General features: G+C 44.7%; 15 protein-coding genes and 2 pseudogenes. 14 read left to right on the top strand and 3 right to left on the bottom strand.

Annotation, left to right across the window (positions count from 1 at the left end):
• Window positions 1–58: 58 nt before the first annotated feature.
• The 8 genes and pseudogenes from DQQ01_RS03390 (at window position 59) to DQQ01_RS03425 (ending at window position 10,531) form a co-directional block, all read left to right on the top strand.
• Entirely contained in the window at window positions 59–1,441 is a 1,383-nt protein-coding gene (locus DQQ01_RS03390; protein WP_111918403.1) for an NCS2 family permease, read from the top strand.
• A 691-nt stretch (window positions 1,442–2,132) separates the two neighbouring features.
• Window positions 2,133–2,603, top strand: a complete 471-nt coding sequence (locus tag DQQ01_RS18345; protein WP_408607855.1) for a M15 family metallopeptidase — start codon at window positions 2,133–2,135, stop codon at window positions 2,601–2,603.
• Window positions 2,604–2,776: 173 nt separating this feature from the next.
• Window positions 2,777–4,540, top strand: a complete 1,764-nt coding sequence (locus DQQ01_RS03400) for an ABC transporter ATP-binding protein (protein ID WP_111918407.1) — start codon at window positions 2,777–2,779, stop codon at window positions 4,538–4,540.
• The gene (locus DQQ01_RS03405; protein ID WP_111918409.1) at window positions 4,540–6,423 is read left to right on the top strand and encodes an ABC transporter ATP-binding protein; all 1,884 of its coding nucleotides are present in this window, start codon (window positions 4,540–4,542) and stop codon (window positions 6,421–6,423) included. The genes DQQ01_RS03400 and DQQ01_RS03405 overlap by 1 nt, the downstream gene beginning before the upstream one ends.
• 167 nt (window positions 6,424–6,590) lie before the next feature.
• Window positions 6,591–6,785 (top strand): hypothetical protein, encoded by a 195-nt coding sequence (locus tag DQQ01_RS03410; protein WP_111918411.1) that lies wholly within the window; start codon window positions 6,591–6,593, stop codon window positions 6,783–6,785.
• Between the two features lie 109 nt (window positions 6,786–6,894).
• A pseudogene (locus DQQ01_RS03415) lies at window positions 6,895–8,224 on the top strand (TrkH family potassium uptake protein).
• 56 nt (window positions 8,225–8,280) lie between these two features.
• Window positions 8,281–9,843 (top strand): ATP-binding protein, encoded by a 1,563-nt coding sequence (locus tag DQQ01_RS03420; protein ID WP_242980528.1) that lies wholly within the window; start codon window positions 8,281–8,283, stop codon window positions 9,841–9,843.
• The gene (locus DQQ01_RS03425) at window positions 9,836–10,531 is read left to right on the top strand and encodes a response regulator (protein WP_111918413.1); all 696 of its coding nucleotides are present in this window, start codon (window positions 9,836–9,838) and stop codon (window positions 10,529–10,531) included. The genes DQQ01_RS03420 and DQQ01_RS03425 overlap by 8 nt, the downstream gene beginning before the upstream one ends.
• Before the next feature lie 124 nt (window positions 10,532–10,655).
• Here the strand turns inward: DQQ01_RS03425 and pepT are convergent, their stop codons facing one another.
• Window positions 10,656–11,885, bottom strand: coding sequence for a peptidase T (gene pepT, locus DQQ01_RS03430; protein ID WP_111918415.1), 1,230 nt, complete (start codon window positions 11,883–11,885; stop codon window positions 10,656–10,658).
• A gap of 164 nt (window positions 11,886–12,049) precedes the next feature.
• Here pepT and DQQ01_RS03435 point away from each other — a divergent pair, with 164 nt between their 5' ends.
• The 6 genes and pseudogenes from DQQ01_RS03435 to DQQ01_RS03455 all read left to right on the top strand — a co-directional run bounded on the left by DQQ01_RS03435 (window position 12,050) and on the right by DQQ01_RS03455 (window position 15,397).
• The gene (locus DQQ01_RS03435; RefSeq protein WP_111918417.1) at window positions 12,050–12,409 is read left to right on the top strand and encodes a CidA/LrgA family protein; all 360 of its coding nucleotides are present in this window, start codon (window positions 12,050–12,052) and stop codon (window positions 12,407–12,409) included.
• A complete protein-coding gene (locus tag DQQ01_RS03440) occupies window positions 12,402–13,094 on the top strand; it encodes an LrgB family protein (RefSeq protein ID WP_111918419.1) in 693 nt (230 codons plus the stop codon). The genes DQQ01_RS03435 and DQQ01_RS03440 overlap by 8 nt, the downstream gene beginning before the upstream one ends.
• Before the next feature lie 25 nt (window positions 13,095–13,119).
• A pseudogene (locus DQQ01_RS03445) lies at window positions 13,120–13,705 on the top strand (cytidylate kinase-like family protein).
• Window positions 13,689–13,874, top strand: coding sequence for a FadR/GntR family transcriptional regulator (locus DQQ01_RS16310; RefSeq protein ID WP_242980531.1), 186 nt, complete (start codon window positions 13,689–13,691; stop codon window positions 13,872–13,874). The pseudogene DQQ01_RS03445 and the gene DQQ01_RS16310 overlap by 17 nt, the downstream one beginning before the upstream one ends.
• A 37-nt stretch (window positions 13,875–13,911) precedes the next feature.
• A complete protein-coding gene (locus tag DQQ01_RS03450; RefSeq protein WP_242980540.1) occupies window positions 13,912–14,388 on the top strand; it encodes a FadR/GntR family transcriptional regulator in 477 nt (158 codons plus the stop codon).
• A gap of 16 nt (window positions 14,389–14,404) precedes the next feature.
• Entirely contained in the window at window positions 14,405–15,397 is a 993-nt protein-coding gene (locus tag DQQ01_RS03455) for a DMT family transporter (RefSeq protein WP_111918421.1), read from the top strand.
• Here DQQ01_RS03455 and feoB read toward each other — a convergent pair.
• Both feoB and DQQ01_RS03465 read right to left on the bottom strand, forming a co-directional pair.
• Window positions 15,363–17,246 carry a ferrous iron transporter B gene (gene feoB / locus DQQ01_RS03460; RefSeq protein ID WP_111918423.1) on the bottom strand — a complete coding sequence of 628 codons (1,884 nt, stop codon included), beginning with the start codon at window positions 17,244–17,246 and terminating at the stop codon, window positions 15,363–15,365. The genes DQQ01_RS03455 and feoB overlap by 35 nt on opposite strands.
• A 12-nt stretch (window positions 17,247–17,258) precedes the next feature.
• Entirely contained in the window at window positions 17,259–17,528 is a 270-nt protein-coding gene (locus DQQ01_RS03465) for a FeoA family protein (protein ID WP_111918425.1), read from the bottom strand.
• Window positions 17,529–17,595: the final 67 nt, after the last annotated feature.

Genomic DNA, 17,595 nt, shown 5'->3' on the forward strand with positions numbered 1-17,595 from the left:
CGAATTGATTACAATACTTCTGTTGTCCAATAACAAAACAATGTGGAGGAAAGATAGAATGTTGGAAAAACTATTCAAACTGCGCAAGAACGGTACAGACGTCAAGACCGAAGTGCTTGCCGGAATTACCACTTTTATGACCATGGCGTACATTCTGGCTGTCAATCCAAGCATTATGGCAGAAGCAGGCATGAATCAGGGCGCTGTGTTTACTGCAACGGCTCTGGCAGCTCTTCTGGGTACGTTGTTTATGGCATTTTTTGCCAATTATCCTTTTGCCCTGGCGCCGGGAATGGGCTTGAATGCCTACTTTGCCTATACGGTTGTGCTGGGAATGGGATATTCCTGGGAAACAGCCCTGACCGCTGTTTTTGTAGAAGGCCTGGTATTTATTGTTCTTTCTCTAACCAATGTGCGGGAGGCGATTTTTAATGCAATTCCCCAGAATTTAAAGGCAGCGGTAAGTGTGGGAATCGGTTTATTTATCGCTTTTATCGGTCTGCAGAATGCAAAAATTGTCATTGGGGGTTCTACCCTTTTACAGTTGTTTTCTGTAGAAGCTTATAATGAAGTAAATGGAGTGAAGGCTTCCTTTAACGATGTGGGAATCACGGTGCTTCTGGCAGTTATCGGAATTTTAGTCACCGGCTATCTGGTGATTAAACAGGTAAAGGGAAATATCCTGTGGGGGATTCTGATTACCTGGATTCTGGGGATTCTTTGCCAGTTTGCAGGCATCTATGTGCCGAATCCGGAGCTGGGCTTTTATGGGCTGCTGCCTGATTTCAGCAATGGACTGTCTGTTCCCAGTATTGCACCGATTTTTGGAAAGCTGGATTTCAGCGGAATTTTTTCCCTGAATTTTGTAGTTGTGGTATTTGCATTTTTATTTGTAGATATGTTTGATACCATTGGAACTCTGATCGGCGTGTCCTCAAAGGCAAAGATGCTGGACGAGGAAGGAAAGCTTCCTAATATCAAGGGTGCATTAATGGCAGACGCAATGGCAACCACACTGGGAGCTGTGATGGGAACTTCCACTACAACCACTTTTGTGGAAAGTGCGTCCGGTGTTTCCGAAGGAGGAAGAACAGGTCTGACTTCTGTGACGACTGCTGTTTTATTCGGTCTGTCCCTGTTTTTATCCCCGATTTTCCTGGCGATTCCGTCCTTTGCAACTGCGCCGGCGCTGGTAGTGGTAGGATTTTATATGCTGACAAATGTGACAAATATTGATTTCAACGATATTTCCGAAGCATTGCCATGCTATATCTGTATTGCCGCCATGCCGTTTTTCTACAGCATTTCCGAGGGAATCTCCATGGGAGTCATTGCCTATGTGGTGCTGAATCTTATGACAGGAAAAGCAAAAGAGAAGAAAATCAGTCTGCTGATGTATGTGCTGGCGATTTTGTTTGTGCTGAAATATTTGCTTTTGTAGAAAAGAGAATAGAATAAGGAAGGAACAGCCCCTGCTTGAGGAGAGAGCAGGGGCTGTTTATTGGTATAAAACGGATTCTTTGGCACATACTAACTCCGGAGGTTCAAATAATATTAAAAATTAAAAAAATTGTAATAAAATGAGGAAATCCGGAGGAAAAGATGATATAATGATTGCATATTATGCAATTCAAGCCGATGAATCGGTTTGTTGCTGCAGTTGCAGCACATTATATTGACAGCCACGACTTGCTGCAGCATAAGATGTGTTTCATATATTGAGGTGAGAATAGACGATGAGTGATATCAGGCAAAGGCGACGTAGAAGCAGAAGAAATATAAAAAGAATCCGGCAGAGAAACAGAAGGGTATTGCTGTCTGTTGGTTTGCTATGCTTTATTGTCTGGGCGGGATTTGTAAACGTCAGTAAGCAGAAGAAGGAGCAGGAAGCAGAACAGGCTTATGCTGAGCAGCAGGAGAAGAAAGCCCGGGAAGCAAAGGAAGTCAAAGCAGGCAAAGAGGAAAAGGACGAGCCTGTACTGGCTGCAGAAAGCGAAAAAAACAAGTGGTATTTAAAACTGGTGAACGCCAAAAATCCCATGATACAGACAGATGTGCCGGAGGTGGAAACAGAAACTCTGGATTCGGAGGGGTATCAGGTAGACGCCAGAATTATGAAGGATTTGGAGGCTATGTTTGAGGCAGCCCGGGCAGACGGAAGATCCCCTATGATTTGCTCTGCATTCCGTGCCTGGGATACTCAGGTATCTCTGTATCAGAATAAAATAGGAAGAGTTATGAACGAGGAGGGTCTGAATGAGGAAGATGCAGCCATCAAGGCAGCCACTGTTGTGGCAAAGCCGGGTACCAGCGAGCATCAGATTGGACTGGCCCTTGACATTGTTTCTTCCGAGTATACAAATCTGGACGAAGGTCAAATGGAAACAGAGGATCAGAAGTGGCTCATGGAAAACAGTTGGAAATACGGCTTTATTCTCCGTTATCCGCTGGATAAAAGTGACATTACAGGTGTTATTTTTGAACCCTGGCATTACCGCTATGTAGGAAAAAAGGCAGCAAAGGAAATTACAGAACAGAATCTGACCCTGGAGGAATATCTGGGAGAAGAGCCTGTAGGAGATCCTACAGAAAATATCAAATAAAAAATACAGATAATATAAGAATTGCCCCGGCTGCAGAACACAGAAAAATGTGGAAAACAGCCGGGGCAATTTTAAAATCTGTATTGACATTAAAAATTCTTTTTTCTATAATGGAAAAATAATGGTTAGGGAACTAACAAATTAAATTTCATATACGGAAGGAGTGTAAAACAATGATAAAAACCTTAGCCGGACAGATTAAAGAATTTAAGAAAGCCTCGATTCTGACCCCGGTGTTTATGATACTGGAGGTTTTGTTTGAGATGATGATTCCCCTGCTTATGGCGTCCATTATTGATAATGGCGTGGAAAAGGGAGATATTGGTCATATCTGCAAGGTAGGAATTGCCATGGCTGTGCTGGCTCTGTGCGGTCTGTGGGCAGGTGTTATGGGAGGTAAATACGGCGCCCGGGCGTCTACCGGATTCGCCAGAAACCTGCGAAGAGCCATGTATGAAAACATTCAGAATTTTTCTTTTTCCAATATTGACAAATTCAGCACCGCTGGTCTGATTACCCGTCTGACCACAGATGTCACCAACCTGCAAATGGCGTACCAGATGCTGCTGCGTATGTTTACTCGTGCCCCGGCAAGTCTGATTTGCGCCATGGTTATGGCGTTTACCATTAATGCAAAGCTGGCGAGTATTTATCTGGTGGCGGTTCTGGTACTGGGAACCTGTCTGGTACTGATTATGAGCAGGGCGACGAAGTATTTCCAGCAGGTATTTAAAAAGTATGATGAATTAAATGCCAGTGTACAGGAAAATATTACAGGTATCCGTGTGGTAAAAGCCTATGTAAGAGAAGATTATGAAAACAACAAATTCTTTAAAGCAGCAGAAAACGTATATCGTATGTTCATCAAAGCAGAGAACATTATTGTGGCAAACATGCCTCTTATGATGTTTACCGTATATGCCTGCATTCTGGGGCTGAGCTGGCTTGGCGCCAAGATGATTGTGGTAGGCGGACTCACTACGGGAGAACTGATGAGCCTTCTGACCTATTGCATGAATATTATGATGAGTTTGATGATGCTGTCCATGATTTTCGTTATGGTAACTATGAGTGTGGCATCAGCAGAGCGTGTCACAGAGGTGCTAAATGAAAAAAGTGATATTACCAATCCTGAAAATCCTGTGATGGAAGTAAAAGATGGCAGCATTGTTTTCAATCATGTAAACTTTTCCTATAAGAAGGAAAGCAGCGAGCCGGTGTTAAAGGATATTGATTTACAGATTCATGCAGGAGAAACCATAGGAATTATCGGCGGAACGGGAAGCGCCAAATCCAGTCTGGTAAACCTTATCAGCCGTCTTTATGACGTGAGCGAAGGAAGGGTGCTGGTGGGCGGTATTGATGTCCGCGAATATGATCTGGAGGAGCTTCGTAATCAGGTGGCAGTGGTGCTGCAAAAGAACGTCCTTTTCAGCGGAACGATTTTGGACAACCTGCGCTGGGGCGATAAAAATGCTACAGAAGAAGAGTGTATCCGTGCCTGCCGTCTGGCATGTGCTGATGAATTTATTGAGCGTATGCCGGAGAAATATCACACCTACATAGAACAGGGCGGAAGCAATGTATCAGGTGGACAGAAGCAGAGGCTTTGTATTGCAAGAGCGCTGCTGAAAAAACCGAAAATCCTGGTGCTGGACGATTCTACCAGCGCAGTGGATACTGCCACAGACGCTAAAATCCGCAGAGCCTTTGCAGAGGAGATTCCAAATACCACAAAGTTGATTATTGCACAGCGAATTTCCAGTATCAGGGACGCAGACCGGATTATTGTTATGGACAACGGAGAAGTCAACGGCTTTGGTACCCATGAGGAACTGCTTGCAAATAACGCGATTTACAGGGATGTATACGAATCCCAGACAAAAGGCGGAGGCGGAGATTTTGATGAAGCTTCCAATCAGGGAGGTGAGGCATAATGAAACAAAAGAAAAAAGCAGAGGTGGACAATCCCGGAAAACTGCTTATGCGAATTCTGGGATATGTGGGAAAAACTTATAAGGTACATCTGATTCTGGTAGTCATAGGGATTTTTGTAAGCGTGCTGGCAAATGTCCAGGGAACCATGTTTATGAAAACCATGATTGATGATTATATTGTGCCTCTTCTTCAGGCAGATGTACCGGATTTTCGGCCCTTTGCCATGGCTATTTTACGGGTTGCCTGTCTTTATGCAATTGGAGTTGCCTGTGCTTATGCATACAACAAAATTATGATTTACGTGACACAGGGAACTCTGAAAAATTTAAGAGATGACATGTTTGAAAAGATGGAAAGTCTTCCGGTGAAATATTTTGACACGCACCCCCATGGGGATATTATGTCCGTGTATACCAATGACATTGACACACTGCGCCAGATGATCAGTCAGAGTATGCCTCAGATGCTGTCCAGCATGATAACCATTGTCAGCGTATTTATCAGTATGCTGGTGCTGAACATTCCTCTGACTCTGCTGACGGTCGTTATGCTGGCTCTGATGATAAGCGTCACAAAAAAGATTGCCGCGTTGTCCGGAAAGCACTTTATGGATCAGCAGGTAAATATCGGTAAGCTGAACGGCTACATTGAAGAAATGATGGAAGGTCAGAAGGTAGTAAAGGTTTTCTGTCACGAGGAAGAGGCAATGAAGCAGTTTGATGAGCTGAATAATCAGCTTTTTGAGAGCGCGGATAATGCCAATAAATGTGCCAATTATCTGGGACCTGTCAATGCGCAGCTTGGAAATGTAAACTATGTGGTCTGTGCGGTTGCTGGAGGAATGCTGGCTATCAATGGCATTGGAGGATTTACCCTGGGCGGCCTTGCCAGCTTTCTGACCTTTAATAAGAGCATCGGTATGCCGGTGAATCAGATTAGTCAGCAGTTAAACAGCATTGTTATGGCTCTGGCAGGCGCCAAGCGAATTTTTGACCTTATGGACGAAAAGCCGGAGGAAGACCACGGCTATGTAACTCTGGTAAATGCAAAGTGGGAAAACGGCCAGCTTACCGAGAGTCAGGAGAGAACCGGACACTGGGCATGGAAGCATTACCATAAGGCAGACGATACCACTACTTATGTGGAATTAAAGGGTGATATGGTACTGGACGGTGTGGATTTCGGATATAACGAGGACAAGATTGTTCTGCATGATATTAAGATGTATGCCACACCTGGTCAGAAGATTGCTTTTGTAGGTTCTACCGGGGCGGGAAAAACTACAATTACCAATCTGTTGAATCGTTTTTATGATATTCAGGACGGTAAAATCCGTTATGACGGGATTAATATCAACAAAATCAGAAAAGGGGATCTGCGCCGTTCCATGGGAATTGTCTTGCAGGATACCAACCTGTTTACGGATACGGTTATGGAAAATATCCGTTATGGAAAGCTGGACGCTACAGATGAAGAGGTCATTGCAGCAGCAAAGCTGGCAAATGCAGATGGATTTATCCGCAGGCTGCCGGAGGGCTACAATACCATGCTGACCGGAAACGGAGCCAACTTAAGCCAGGGACAAAGACAGCTTCTTTCCATTGCAAGAGCTGCTGTGGCAGATCCGCCGGTGCTGATTTTGGACGAAGCTACCAGTTCTATTGATACCAGAACAGAACGTCTGGTGCAGGAAGGCATGGACCGCTTAATGGAGGGCAGAACCACCTTTGTCATTGCCCACAGACTTTCTACAGTCCGAAACAGCGACTGTATTATGGTACTGGAGCAGGGAAGAATCATAGAACGCGGCTCTCACGAAGAGCTTATGGCGGAAAAAGGCAAGTATTATCAGCTTTATACGGGAAATAGTGTGGGCGCATAAAATGTAGCAGGTTGGCAGGCAACGGAAAAATCAACCATGAGAAGGGAATGTTTAGTGCTGCGGCATAAACATTCCCTTTTTTACAATCTTTATTCTTTCTCCTGTTTTCCTTTTCCGGGTTTAATACTCAAGATGATAAGATAGAAACATCAAGGGAGGGAATGAGAATGTTGCACATGCTATATGCTATCCATGATTTCAAAGAAAGGGCAGAGATTTCTGCCAATTGTTTTGCAAAATTGCACCCGTTTGTATTTTTTCTGAGCGTCTTTATCGGTATGCCGGTTCTGACTTTGGGAGCAGTCTTTCTTTTTTCTTCAGTTCTGGTGGTTCCCATGGCGCTGGTTCTGGGGTGGACATAAAGATTTCTTTATACGGTCTTAATACTGTGTAAATTTTATTTATACAGTTTTTATGCATGACAAGCCATAATTAAGATACCATAAAGATTGTGGAGGAAGAAAAAAACTCATGCGTAAAAAAAGACATTTTACTTCTTTTCAGATAATCAGCCTTGGATTTCTGATTGTGATTCTTACAGGCAGCTTTCTTCTGATGCTGCCCATTTCAACCAATGGGCCGGGAGGGGCTTCTTTTTGGGACTCCCTGTTTACTGCAACCTCAGCTGTCTGTGTGACAGGCCTGGTGCTGCATGACACTGCACAGTACTGGTCCTATTTCGGACAGTTTGTCATTATTACTCTGATTCAGATTGGCGGCATGGGAGTAGTAACCGTATCCATTGCCATTGCCATGCTTTCCGGCAGAAAGATAGGCCTGATGCAGAGAAGTACCATGTGCGAGGCAATTTCTGCCCATCATGTAGGCGGAATTGTGCGAATGACAGGCTTTATTTTAAAAACAACCATGATGATAGAAGTGACAGGGGCAGCAGTAATGTTCCCTGTTTTTTGCCGGGATTTTGGCGTGTTGAAGGGGTTATGGTATTCCCTGTTTCACTCCATTTCCGCTTTTTGCAATGCCGGTTTTGATTTGCTGGGGGTGCGGCAGGAATTTTCCTCTCTGACTACCTATGCGGATAATCCGGTGATTAATCTTACCATTATGGCGCTGATTGTCATTGGCGGTATCGGTTTTTTGACCTGGGACGATATTAAGACCCATAAGTTACATATTAAAAAATACCGAATGCAGAGCAAAGTGATTCTTACAGTCACAAGTCTGCTGATTCTTCTGCCGGCTTTGTATTTCTATTTTGTGGAGTTTTCAGCAGACAAGTGGAGTGATATGAGTCTGTCTGAGCGGATTTTAGGTTCCTTTTTCCAGTCAGTTACCCCCAGAACAGCAGGCTTTAACACCGTAGATTTGACGGCGCTCAGCGAGGCAGGGGTTTTTATTATGATTATATTAATGATTACCGGCGGTTCTCCCGGCTCTACCGCAGGAGGAATCAAGACAACCACCATTGCGGTTTTGTTCTCATCTGCTCTGGCAGTCTTTAAGAGAAAAGGAGAAACCAACTGCTTTCACCGCAGAATTTCAGAAAACACGGTCAACCATATTGCTGATGTATCTGGTGCTGTTTTTAAGTGGGGGAATTGCCATAAGCTGTATAGAAGGAATCCCGATTTTAGACTGTCTTTTTGAAACGGCTTCGGCGATCGGAACCGTGGGGCTGACCCTTGGAATCACAACAGAATTGAGCCTTATCTCAAGATTTATCCTGATTGTCCTGATGTTCTGGGGCAGAGTCGGAGGGCTGACACTGGTCTTTGCCGCAATCTCCAGCAGACACCTTGATGTTTCCAAATTCCCTATGGAGAAAATTACAGTGGGGTAGTGAAGTCGGGGGAAAAATATGCTAATATGGAAGCGATTAAGGAGAGGAGCAGAAGCATGAAAGGAGATTTTGAAACACGGCTGTATCAGGAAGAGGGAAAAAAGAGAAAAGCGGCGGCAGATATTTTTAAGAGTATTCTGGTGCTGGGAATTTCTACTTTTATTAGTTACTTTTTCTCAAAGAGAGGATTCCGGGAAGCGAATATTATTACCGTATATATTCTGGGAGTGCTGATTACGGCTGTTGTGACTTCCCAGAGAATTTACAGCCTTATCAGTTCTGTCATCAGCGTTTTGCTTTTTAATTTTTTGTTTACAGAGCCAAGATATACCTTTAACGCCTATGATGCGGGCTATATCGCTACGTTTCTGGTTATGTTTATTGCTGCTTTTATTACAAGCTCTCTGGCTGTGCGGATAAAGAAGCAGGCCATACAGTCAGCGGAAACTGCTTATCGGACCAGAATTCTTTTTGAAACCAATCAGCAGCTGGGACAGGAACAGAATAGCCAGGGAATTATTTCCGTTACCTGTGGACAGCTGGAGAAGCTTTTGAAAAGAGATATTATTTTTTATGAGGTGAAGAATGGGAACTTAGCCGAGCCGGTTCTTTTTTCCGGGCAGGAGGGAGAAAAACAGGATTATCTTGCTCCAAAGGAAAAGAGAGTGGCAAAATGGGTATTGGAGAACAATACTCATGCAGGGGCTGCCACAAAGACTTTTTCTGATGCGGATTGCCTGTATCTGTCTGTGCGGGTAGGCAGCGAAGTCTTTGGTGTGGTAGGGATTGCCATTGGAAAAAACACTCTGGATTCTTTTGAAAAGAGCATTATGCTTTCTATTTTAGGCGAGTGCGCCTTGGCAATGAAAAACGATAAAGTATCAAGGGAAAAGGCTGCGGCAGCCCTTTTGGCAAAGAATGAGCAGCTTCGGGCAAATCTGCTGCGTTCCATTTCCCATGATTTGCGGACACCTCTTACTTCCATATCCGGAAATGCCGGAATTTTGCTTTCCAGCGAGGACAGTATGGACAGGGAGAAACGCAGACAGCTTTACGAAGATATTTATGATGATTCCCTGTGGCTGATTAACCTGGTGGAAAATCTGCTTTCCGTCACAAGGATTGAGGACGGAACCATGAAGCTGCGGTTAAATACAGAGCTACTGGAGGAAATTGTACAGGAGGCTGTAAACCATGTGGAAAAACGCAGCAAGGAACACAAAATCACCGTGCATTTTTCAGACAGTCTGCTTTTGGTAAAGGCAGATGCCCGCCTGATTGTTCAGGTGCTGGTGAATCTAATGGACAATGCCATCAAATATACGCCTGCCGGGTCAGAAATCGAAATTGAAATACGTCTGCAGGGCAATATGGCAGAGGTTTCTGTAGCAGATAACGGCAGTGGCGTTTCCGAAAATGCTAAAGCGCATATTTTTGAAATGTTTTATACAGATGCAACAAAGGCGGCAGACAGCCGCAGAAGTCTGGGGCTTGGGCTTGCCCTTTGCAAATCCATCATCACTGCCCATGGGGGAATGATAAAAGTGGAAGACAATCAGCCTCATGGCGCCCGTTTTATATTTACATTGCCCGCAAAGGAGGTCAAACTGCATGAATAAACCATTGATACTGGTTGTGGAAGATGACACAGCAGTAAGAAACTTAATTGTAACCACACTGGAAACCCATGATTACCGTTTTCAGGCAGCGCCCACCGGAGAAATAGCCATTATGGAAGCGGCTTCTCACAATCCTGATGTGATTCTTCTGGATTTGGGACTTCCGGACATGGACGGTATTGATATTATCCGAAAAATCCGTACCTGGTCCAAGACCCCCATTATTGTCATCAGCGCCAGAAGCGAGGATACCGATAAAATCGAAGCGCTGGACGCAGGGGCTGACGATTATCTGACAAAGCCTTTTTCGGTGGAAGAACTGCTGGCACGGTTAAGGGTAACCTTTCGCCGTTTAAACGACAGCAGAGGAGAAGCGATTCAGAATTCTGTTTTTCAAAACGGAGATTTGAAGATTGACTATGCCGGGGGCTGTGCCTTTATGAAGGAAAAAGAACTGCATTTAACCCCTATTGAATATAAGCTGTTGTGTCTTCTGGCAAAAAATGTGGGAAAAGTGCTGACCCATACCTATATCACAAAAGAAATCTGGGGAAGCGCCTGGGATAATGATGTGGCTTCTCTGCGGGTATTTATGGCAACTTTGCGGAAAAAAATAGAACCCAATCCTTCAGAACCCATGTATATACAGACCCACATCGGAGTGGGATACCGTATGCTCAAGGTGTGAAAAGAATCTCGCCTGTGAGATTCTTTTCGCATCGGCGCGCCGTTAGCGGCTGATTTTCTGTGTAATAAAAAACGGTCGTATTTCACTGTCTGTATGCATGTGAAATGCGATCGTTTTTTGGAGTTTAGTTCTCTTTTGCGTAAAGTTTTGCCAGTTCTACAATTACTTGGACGCATTTTTCCATGGACTGAATACATACAAATTCAAAATGTCCGTGGCAGTTGTGGTCCCCGGTTCCCAGATTCGGGCAGGGCAGTCCTTTAAAGGAAAGCTGGGCGCCGTCTGTACCGCCGCGGATTGGAAGAACCTGAGGCTGAATCCCCAGCTTCTCATACACTGCAAGCACATTGTCCACTAAATGCATATGAGGTTCAATCTGTTGTTTCATATTAAAATAGGAATCTTCAAGTTTTAATTCTACCGTGCTTTCTCCGTATTTTTCATTCATATAGGCAGCAGCTCTTTCCATGAAGCGCTTCTTTTCCTCAAACAATTCCATATCATGGTCGCGGATAATATATTCGGAAACTGTTTTTTCCACAGAACCCTGAATGGTATCCAGATGCAGGAAGCCTTCTCTGTCCTGGGTATATTCCGGTTTCTGATTCTGGGGCAGCATACCCTGAAATTCCATGGCAAGAAGAATGGCATTTACCATTTTGTTTTTGGCAGAGCCGGGGTGAATGCTTACTCCATGAAAGGTGATGAAAGCGCTGGCAGCATTGAAGTTTTCATACTCCAGTTCCCCACATTCTCCTCCGTCCATGGTATAGGCAAAATCTGCGCCGAATTTTTCCACATCAAAATGGTCGGTTCCCTGTCCGATTTCCTCGTCTGGTGTGAATCCAATGCGAATAGGACCATGAGGGATTTCCGGGTGTGCAAGGAGATATTCCGCGGCTGTGAGAATTTCCGCAATTCCTGCCTTGTCATCACCGCCTAAAAGGGTCTGTCCGTCGGTTACGATTAAATCCTGTCCCTCATACTGACTGAGATTGGAGAAATCCTTTGTCCGCATAACAATTCCTTTTTCCTCGTTGAGAACAATATCCTTTCCGTCATAATGTTCCAGAATCCGGGGTGCAATGTTTGTTCCCGAGGCAGCACAGGAGGTGTCCATATGGGAAATGAATCCCAGGATTTTACCCTGATAGTTAGGAATCGTGGAAGGAATGGTGCCGAATACATAGCCGTATGCATCAAGGGAAACCTCAGTAAGCCCCAGTTCCTTCATTTCTTTTTCCAGTTCTGCCGCAAATGCAAGCTGGCTTTTGGTGCTTGGAAAGGTTTCTGAGGACGGGTCAGAGGTTGTGTCCATAGAAATGTATTTGAGAAAACGTTCTTTTACCTGCATAGTCAAATCTCCTTTTCTTTATTCTGTAAAATATGCTAACACAAGGAAAAGGGCTTGTCCAGCCGGAGAAAGGGGAAAGAGGCTCTTTTTGGCAGGTCTTCTTGACTTTGGAAAGGAGCATGTCTATAATAAACTGGTACTACCACCGAAAAGAGGAAAAAAAGATGAAGTTTTTGAAACAATTCAGTATTATTTTACTGTTCTCCTTTTTGGGAGAGCTTTTACGCAGACTGATTCCCCTGCCCATACCAGCCAGTGTTTATGGACTTGTGCTGATGCTGGCAGCCCTTGGCAGCGGAATTCTAAAGGCGCATCAGGTAAGAGAAACGGCGGGATTTCTGATAGAAATTATGCCCGTGATGTTTATACCGGCAGGCGTGGGGCTTTTGGATTCCACAGATGCACTTTTGCCTGTATGGATTCCAGTAGTTGTCATTACTGTGGTGACAACGGTACTTGTGATGGCAGTCACAGGTGGGGTTACACAGAGCATGCTGAAAAGGGGGAAAAAGAAAGATGAATGAATTTTTAAGCAATTCTGTTTTTTTTGGAGCAGTTTTAAGTCTGGCGGCCTATGAAACAGGATTACTTTTGAAAAAGAAATTTAAGATGGCGATTTTAAACCCTCTGCTCATTGGAACGATTTGTGTTATGGCAGTTTTGATGATTTTTAAAGTGGATTATAAGAAATACAATGAAAGTGCAAAATATATCAGCTATCTGTTGACACCGGCTACGGTATGTCTGGCAGTTCCCCTCTATGAACAGATGTCCCTTTTGAAGAAAAATTTCAGAGCCGTGGCAGTGGGAATTGTGTCCGGTGTGCTTGCCAGTCTGGTCAGTGTACTGGCGCTTTCCAGAATTTTCGGGCTTAGTCATGAGTTGTATGTAACCCTGCTTCCCAAATCCATCACAACCGCGATTGGCATGGGAGTGTCTGAAGAGCTGGGAGGAATTGTAACGATTACAGTGGCTGTGATTATCATTACCGGTATTTTAGGAAATGTAATTGCAGAGCTGGTTTGCAAAATCTTTCGTATTCAGAATCCCATTGCCAAAGGGCTGGCTCTTGGAACCGCCTCTCATGCCATCGGAACTGCCAAAGCTATGGAGATGGGACCTGTGGAAGGCGCTATGAGCAGTCTTGCTATTGCTGTAGCAGGACTTTTGACGGTTATAGGTGCATCTGTGTTTGCAGGCTTTATGTAAGGAGGGCAAAATTTTGGAAAAATTAGTGATTACCATTGCAAGACAGTATGGCAGTGGCGGAAGGCAAATTGGCAGGGAGTTGGCAGAACGTCTGGAAATCCCTTTTTACGGCAAAGAAGAATTGATGGAAATCGCCAGGGGAAGAGAAGACTATGAGGAAGTGCGGGCTTTCTATGAGGAACAGCCTGTAAACAGCCTTTTGTATGCCATTGCCATGAATCAGAGTGAAAATCAGGTTGGAAAAATACCGTTTAAAAGAATCCGGGAGCTTTGCGGAAAGGAGTCCTGCGTACTCATTGGCAGGTGCGGAAATTATATTTTCAGAGAAGAGGAAAACTGTATTCGGGATTTTTATCTATGCAGATATGAAAACAAAGCAGGATTGGGTTATGAAACATGAGGGACTGTCTGCCCACAGGGCAAAAGCGAAGATTCAGGAAATAGAAGAGGAAAGAGCAGAGTTTCACAAATACTATACAGGAGAAGCCTGGGGCAGCATGAATTACTATGATTTGTGCATTAACGCAGGTGTGCTTGGAACAGAAAAAACCGTGGAACTGATTTGCAGCTATTTAAAAAGCAGAGGTTTGAGAAATGGAAGAAAAAAATGAAAAAGTATATTATTTGGTGATTACATACATCAAAGAGTTGGCAGAAACAGGGCAAATTGAGTTTGGAAGCAAGATTCCTTCGGAAAGAGAGCTTATGGTGACACTGGGGCTGAGCCGAAATTCCGTGAGGGAGGCGCTTCGATGTCTGGAGCATATGGGGCATTATTGAAAGCCGTCACGGACAGGGGAATTTCCTGGTAAATCATGTGGGAAACAGCCTTTCCAGTGTGTTTTCCATTCTTTTAGTAACGCAGCAGAGTAATTATATTGAAATCAGCCAGCTGCGTCGTTTTATTGAAATCGGCGCGTATCTGCTGGCGTCAAAGCAGGCAAAAGAGGAGGACTTGCACCGGCTTTTTCAGCTTGTGGAGCAAATGGAGGACTGCACCAGCAGAAATTGTATAGAAGAGCGGGTGAAGACGGATAAGAAGTTTCACGATGAGTTGATAAAGATTTCCGGGAATAATTTGCTGGGAATCTTAAATGATGCGCTGTCTGACATATTTGAAATGGTTATCAGCCAGGTGTCCACACAGGTGCAGCCTGAGGAATGGAAGGAATTAAGCGGCTGTCACAGGAAAATCTGTGAAAATCTGGAGAAAAAGGACGTGCAGGAGGGCATTAAGGTAATTCGGGAGCATTATAATGTGCTGGACAGAGAAATTGGGAAGATGGAGGAATAGAAAGTGAGGATTTACCATGAACCAACATCTACATAACACAAAACAAAACCAACAGCCCACCCCACCACGCCTTTTGCAGAGTTCCTTTGTAGTCTGTCTTCTGGCCATTCTCTGCAATGCCCTGTGGGGAAGCGCTTTTCCGGCAATTAAGTCCGGCTACCGTCTTTTTGAAATTCCGGGAAACAGTCCGGCTTCTCAGATTCTTTTTGCGGGAATCCGCTTTTTTCTGGCAGGATTTCTGGCTCTGGTATTTGGCAGTCTTTTGCAGAAGCGGATTCTTATTCCAAAGAAGTCTTCTATTCCCATGGTGTTAAAGCTGTCCGTTTTTCAGACGATTTTACAGTATATTTTTTTCTATCTGGGTCTGGCGCACACTTCAGGAGTAAAGGGTTCTATTATTATTGCGTCCAACACCTTTGTGGCGATTTTGGTTGCCAGCCTTTTGTTTCATCAGGAAAAGCTGACCAGAAGAAAAGTCGCAGCCTGTGTCATAGGCTTTGCCGGCGTTGTGCTGGTAAATTTAAACGGAGAGGGCATTGGCATGAGCTTTCATCTGGACGGGGAAGGTTTTTTGCTGATTTCCGTTGTTGCCTATGCCTTTGCCTCCAGCCTTTTAAAAATCTATTCCAAAGAGGAAGACCCGGTAACGTTAAGCGGCTGGCAGTTTATGGCAGGCGGATTGGTGATGATAGTGGGAGGGTATCTTCTGGGCGGAAGAATTTCCAAGGTAACTCTGCCGGGAATGGCAGTGCTTATCTATTTAGCTCTGGTTTCCTCAGTTGCTTTTTCTCTTTGGGGGATTCTCCTGAAGTATCACCCGGTTTCTAAAATCGCTATTTTCGGTTTTACCAATCCGGTGTTCGGAGTTCTGTTATCCACACTGATTCTTCGGGAGGAAAGCCAGACAAAGGGCTGGCAGCTTGCAGCAGCCCTGGTCTTAGTTTGCGTCGGTATTTGTCTGGTAAACAAACCCCCTAAGAAAGGGAAAGTATCCGAAAAAAACAGGTGACAAGAAAACAAAGCAGAAACCCCATGCAAGTGGGCAGCAAAAAGGCAAGCGCTGTCCATTTCAGGCTGTGGGTTTCTTTTTTTATGGTTAAAAGTGTGGTAGCGCAGGGCCAGTGCAGGACAGAAAAAATCAGCATGGACACAGCTGTGGAAAAGGTCCAGCCCTGTTCCGTGAGCAGAGTATGAAGGCTGGAAAGGCTTTGAAAATCCACAAGAGAGGACTGCGCTGTGTAAGCCATAATCATAACCGGAATCACAATTTCATTTGCAGGAATGCCCAGAATAAAAGCAAGCAAAATGGTGCCGTCCAGGCCCAGAAGCCGGGCAAAAGGGTCTAAAAAGGACGAAAGCAGAGTCAGAAGCGTGGTTTGGTCTATGCGGATATTTGCCGTAAGCCAGATAAGCAGTCCGGCGGGGAACGCGGCAAATATGGCGCGGGTCAGCACCAGAAGAGTCCGATTGATAATAGAGTGCAGAAGCACGGAGCATATCTGGGGCTTTCTGTAAGGGGGCAGTTCCAGTGTGAAGGAGGAGGGAACGCCTTTTAAAATCGTGGCAGAGAGAAGCCGGGAGGCTAAAAAAGTCATGGCAACTCCAAAAAGAATCACGCAGGTGAGCAAAACAGCAAGCAGCAGGGCATGCAATATCCGAGAATCTGAGGGTAAAGCTGTGGCAAAGAAAATTGTCAGCACTGCCAGAATCGTGGGAAAACGGCCATTACAGGGGACAAAACTGTTGGTCAGAATTGCAATCAGCCGTTCCCTGGGAGAATCAATAATCCTGCACCCGGTTACGCCTACAGCATTGCAGCCAAAGCCCATGAGCATGGTAAGCGCCTGTTTGCCGCAGGCTCTGCATTTGGAAAAGCAGCAATCCATGTTAAAAGCAATTCTGGGCAGATAGCCAAAATCCTCCAGCAGAGTAAACAGCGGAAAAAAGACAGCCATGGGAGGAAGCATGACACTGACAACCCAGGCAGTCACCCGGTAGCAGCCGAAAACAAGAAGCTGACATAGCTTTAGAGGCAAGATACCGGATAGCTTTTCGTACAGCAAAGGCTCCAGCCGGAATAAAACGTCCTGGAGAACCTGGGAAATGGAATTAGCTCCAAGAAGGGTAATCCAGAAAATACCCAGAAGAAGCAGAAGCATACAAAAAATACCGGTGTATTTTCCGGTAAAGAGAGTATCCAAAGCCTGGTCAAAGGAGGGGAGATGTTGTTTTTTCCGGCAGACAGCTTTCTGATAGAGGGAAGAGGCAAGGCGAGCCTGAATTTCCGGTGTGGAAAGGTCCGGATTTTGTTCGGAGAAGCTTTGCCTGACCGTGTTTTTTTCATACATACAGGTATTCAGAAAAGTTTTCAAACGCCTGATTTCTCTTTTGCGGCGAGCTGTGATGCCGATAACCGGAATATGGAGTTCCTTTTCCAGAATATCGCAGGAAATATGTATTCCTTTTTTGGCTGCCTGGTCCATAAGATTTACACATAAAATGACATTATCTGTAACCGCAAGAATTTGCAGTACCAGATGCAGGTTTCGTTCCAGACATACGGCATCGCAGATAACCAGTACTGCGTGGGCGGTATTTCCCATAAGACAGCTTCCGGCAATTTTTTCCTCCGTGGAGCAGGCGTGCAGGGAATAACAGCCGGGCAGGTCTGTAAAGGCATAAGTATGATTTTTTATTTTACATCTTCCCGTTGCCAGAGCTACGGTTTTTCCGGACCAGTTTCCGGTGTGCTGGTGCATGCCGGTCAGTCCGTTGAAAACCGTACTTTTTCCTACATTTGGATTTCCGGCAAGGATAATGGTACAGACAGAGTCTGTTTTTTGATGAAAATGCAACATAGACACCTCGATTTATAGAGTCTTTGAAGGCGGAAGTTTTACCAGAATCATTTTTGCGTCTTCATTTCTTATGGCAATGACACTGCCACGCAGAGCATAAGCATGGGGATTTTTGAAAATGCCGGTGTTGACGCAGGTTACAGGAGTTCCCCGGCAAAAGCCCAAATCGAGAAGACGCTGTATGATATCTGCCTTTTCTTCCAGCTTTGCAGAGGGACAGGAAATGCCTTCCACAACTGCACATTGGTCTTTTTTTAATTGACATAAAGGAATTGAAAGCATAGAAAGTTCCTTTCCTGGCAAAGAGATATAAGATAGAATATGCAGGAAAAGAGAGAGGGTGACGATT

This window comes from Blautia argi (assembly GCF_003287895.1).
Classification (GTDB): Bacteria; Bacillota; Clostridia; order Lachnospirales; family Lachnospiraceae; genus Blautia; species Blautia argi.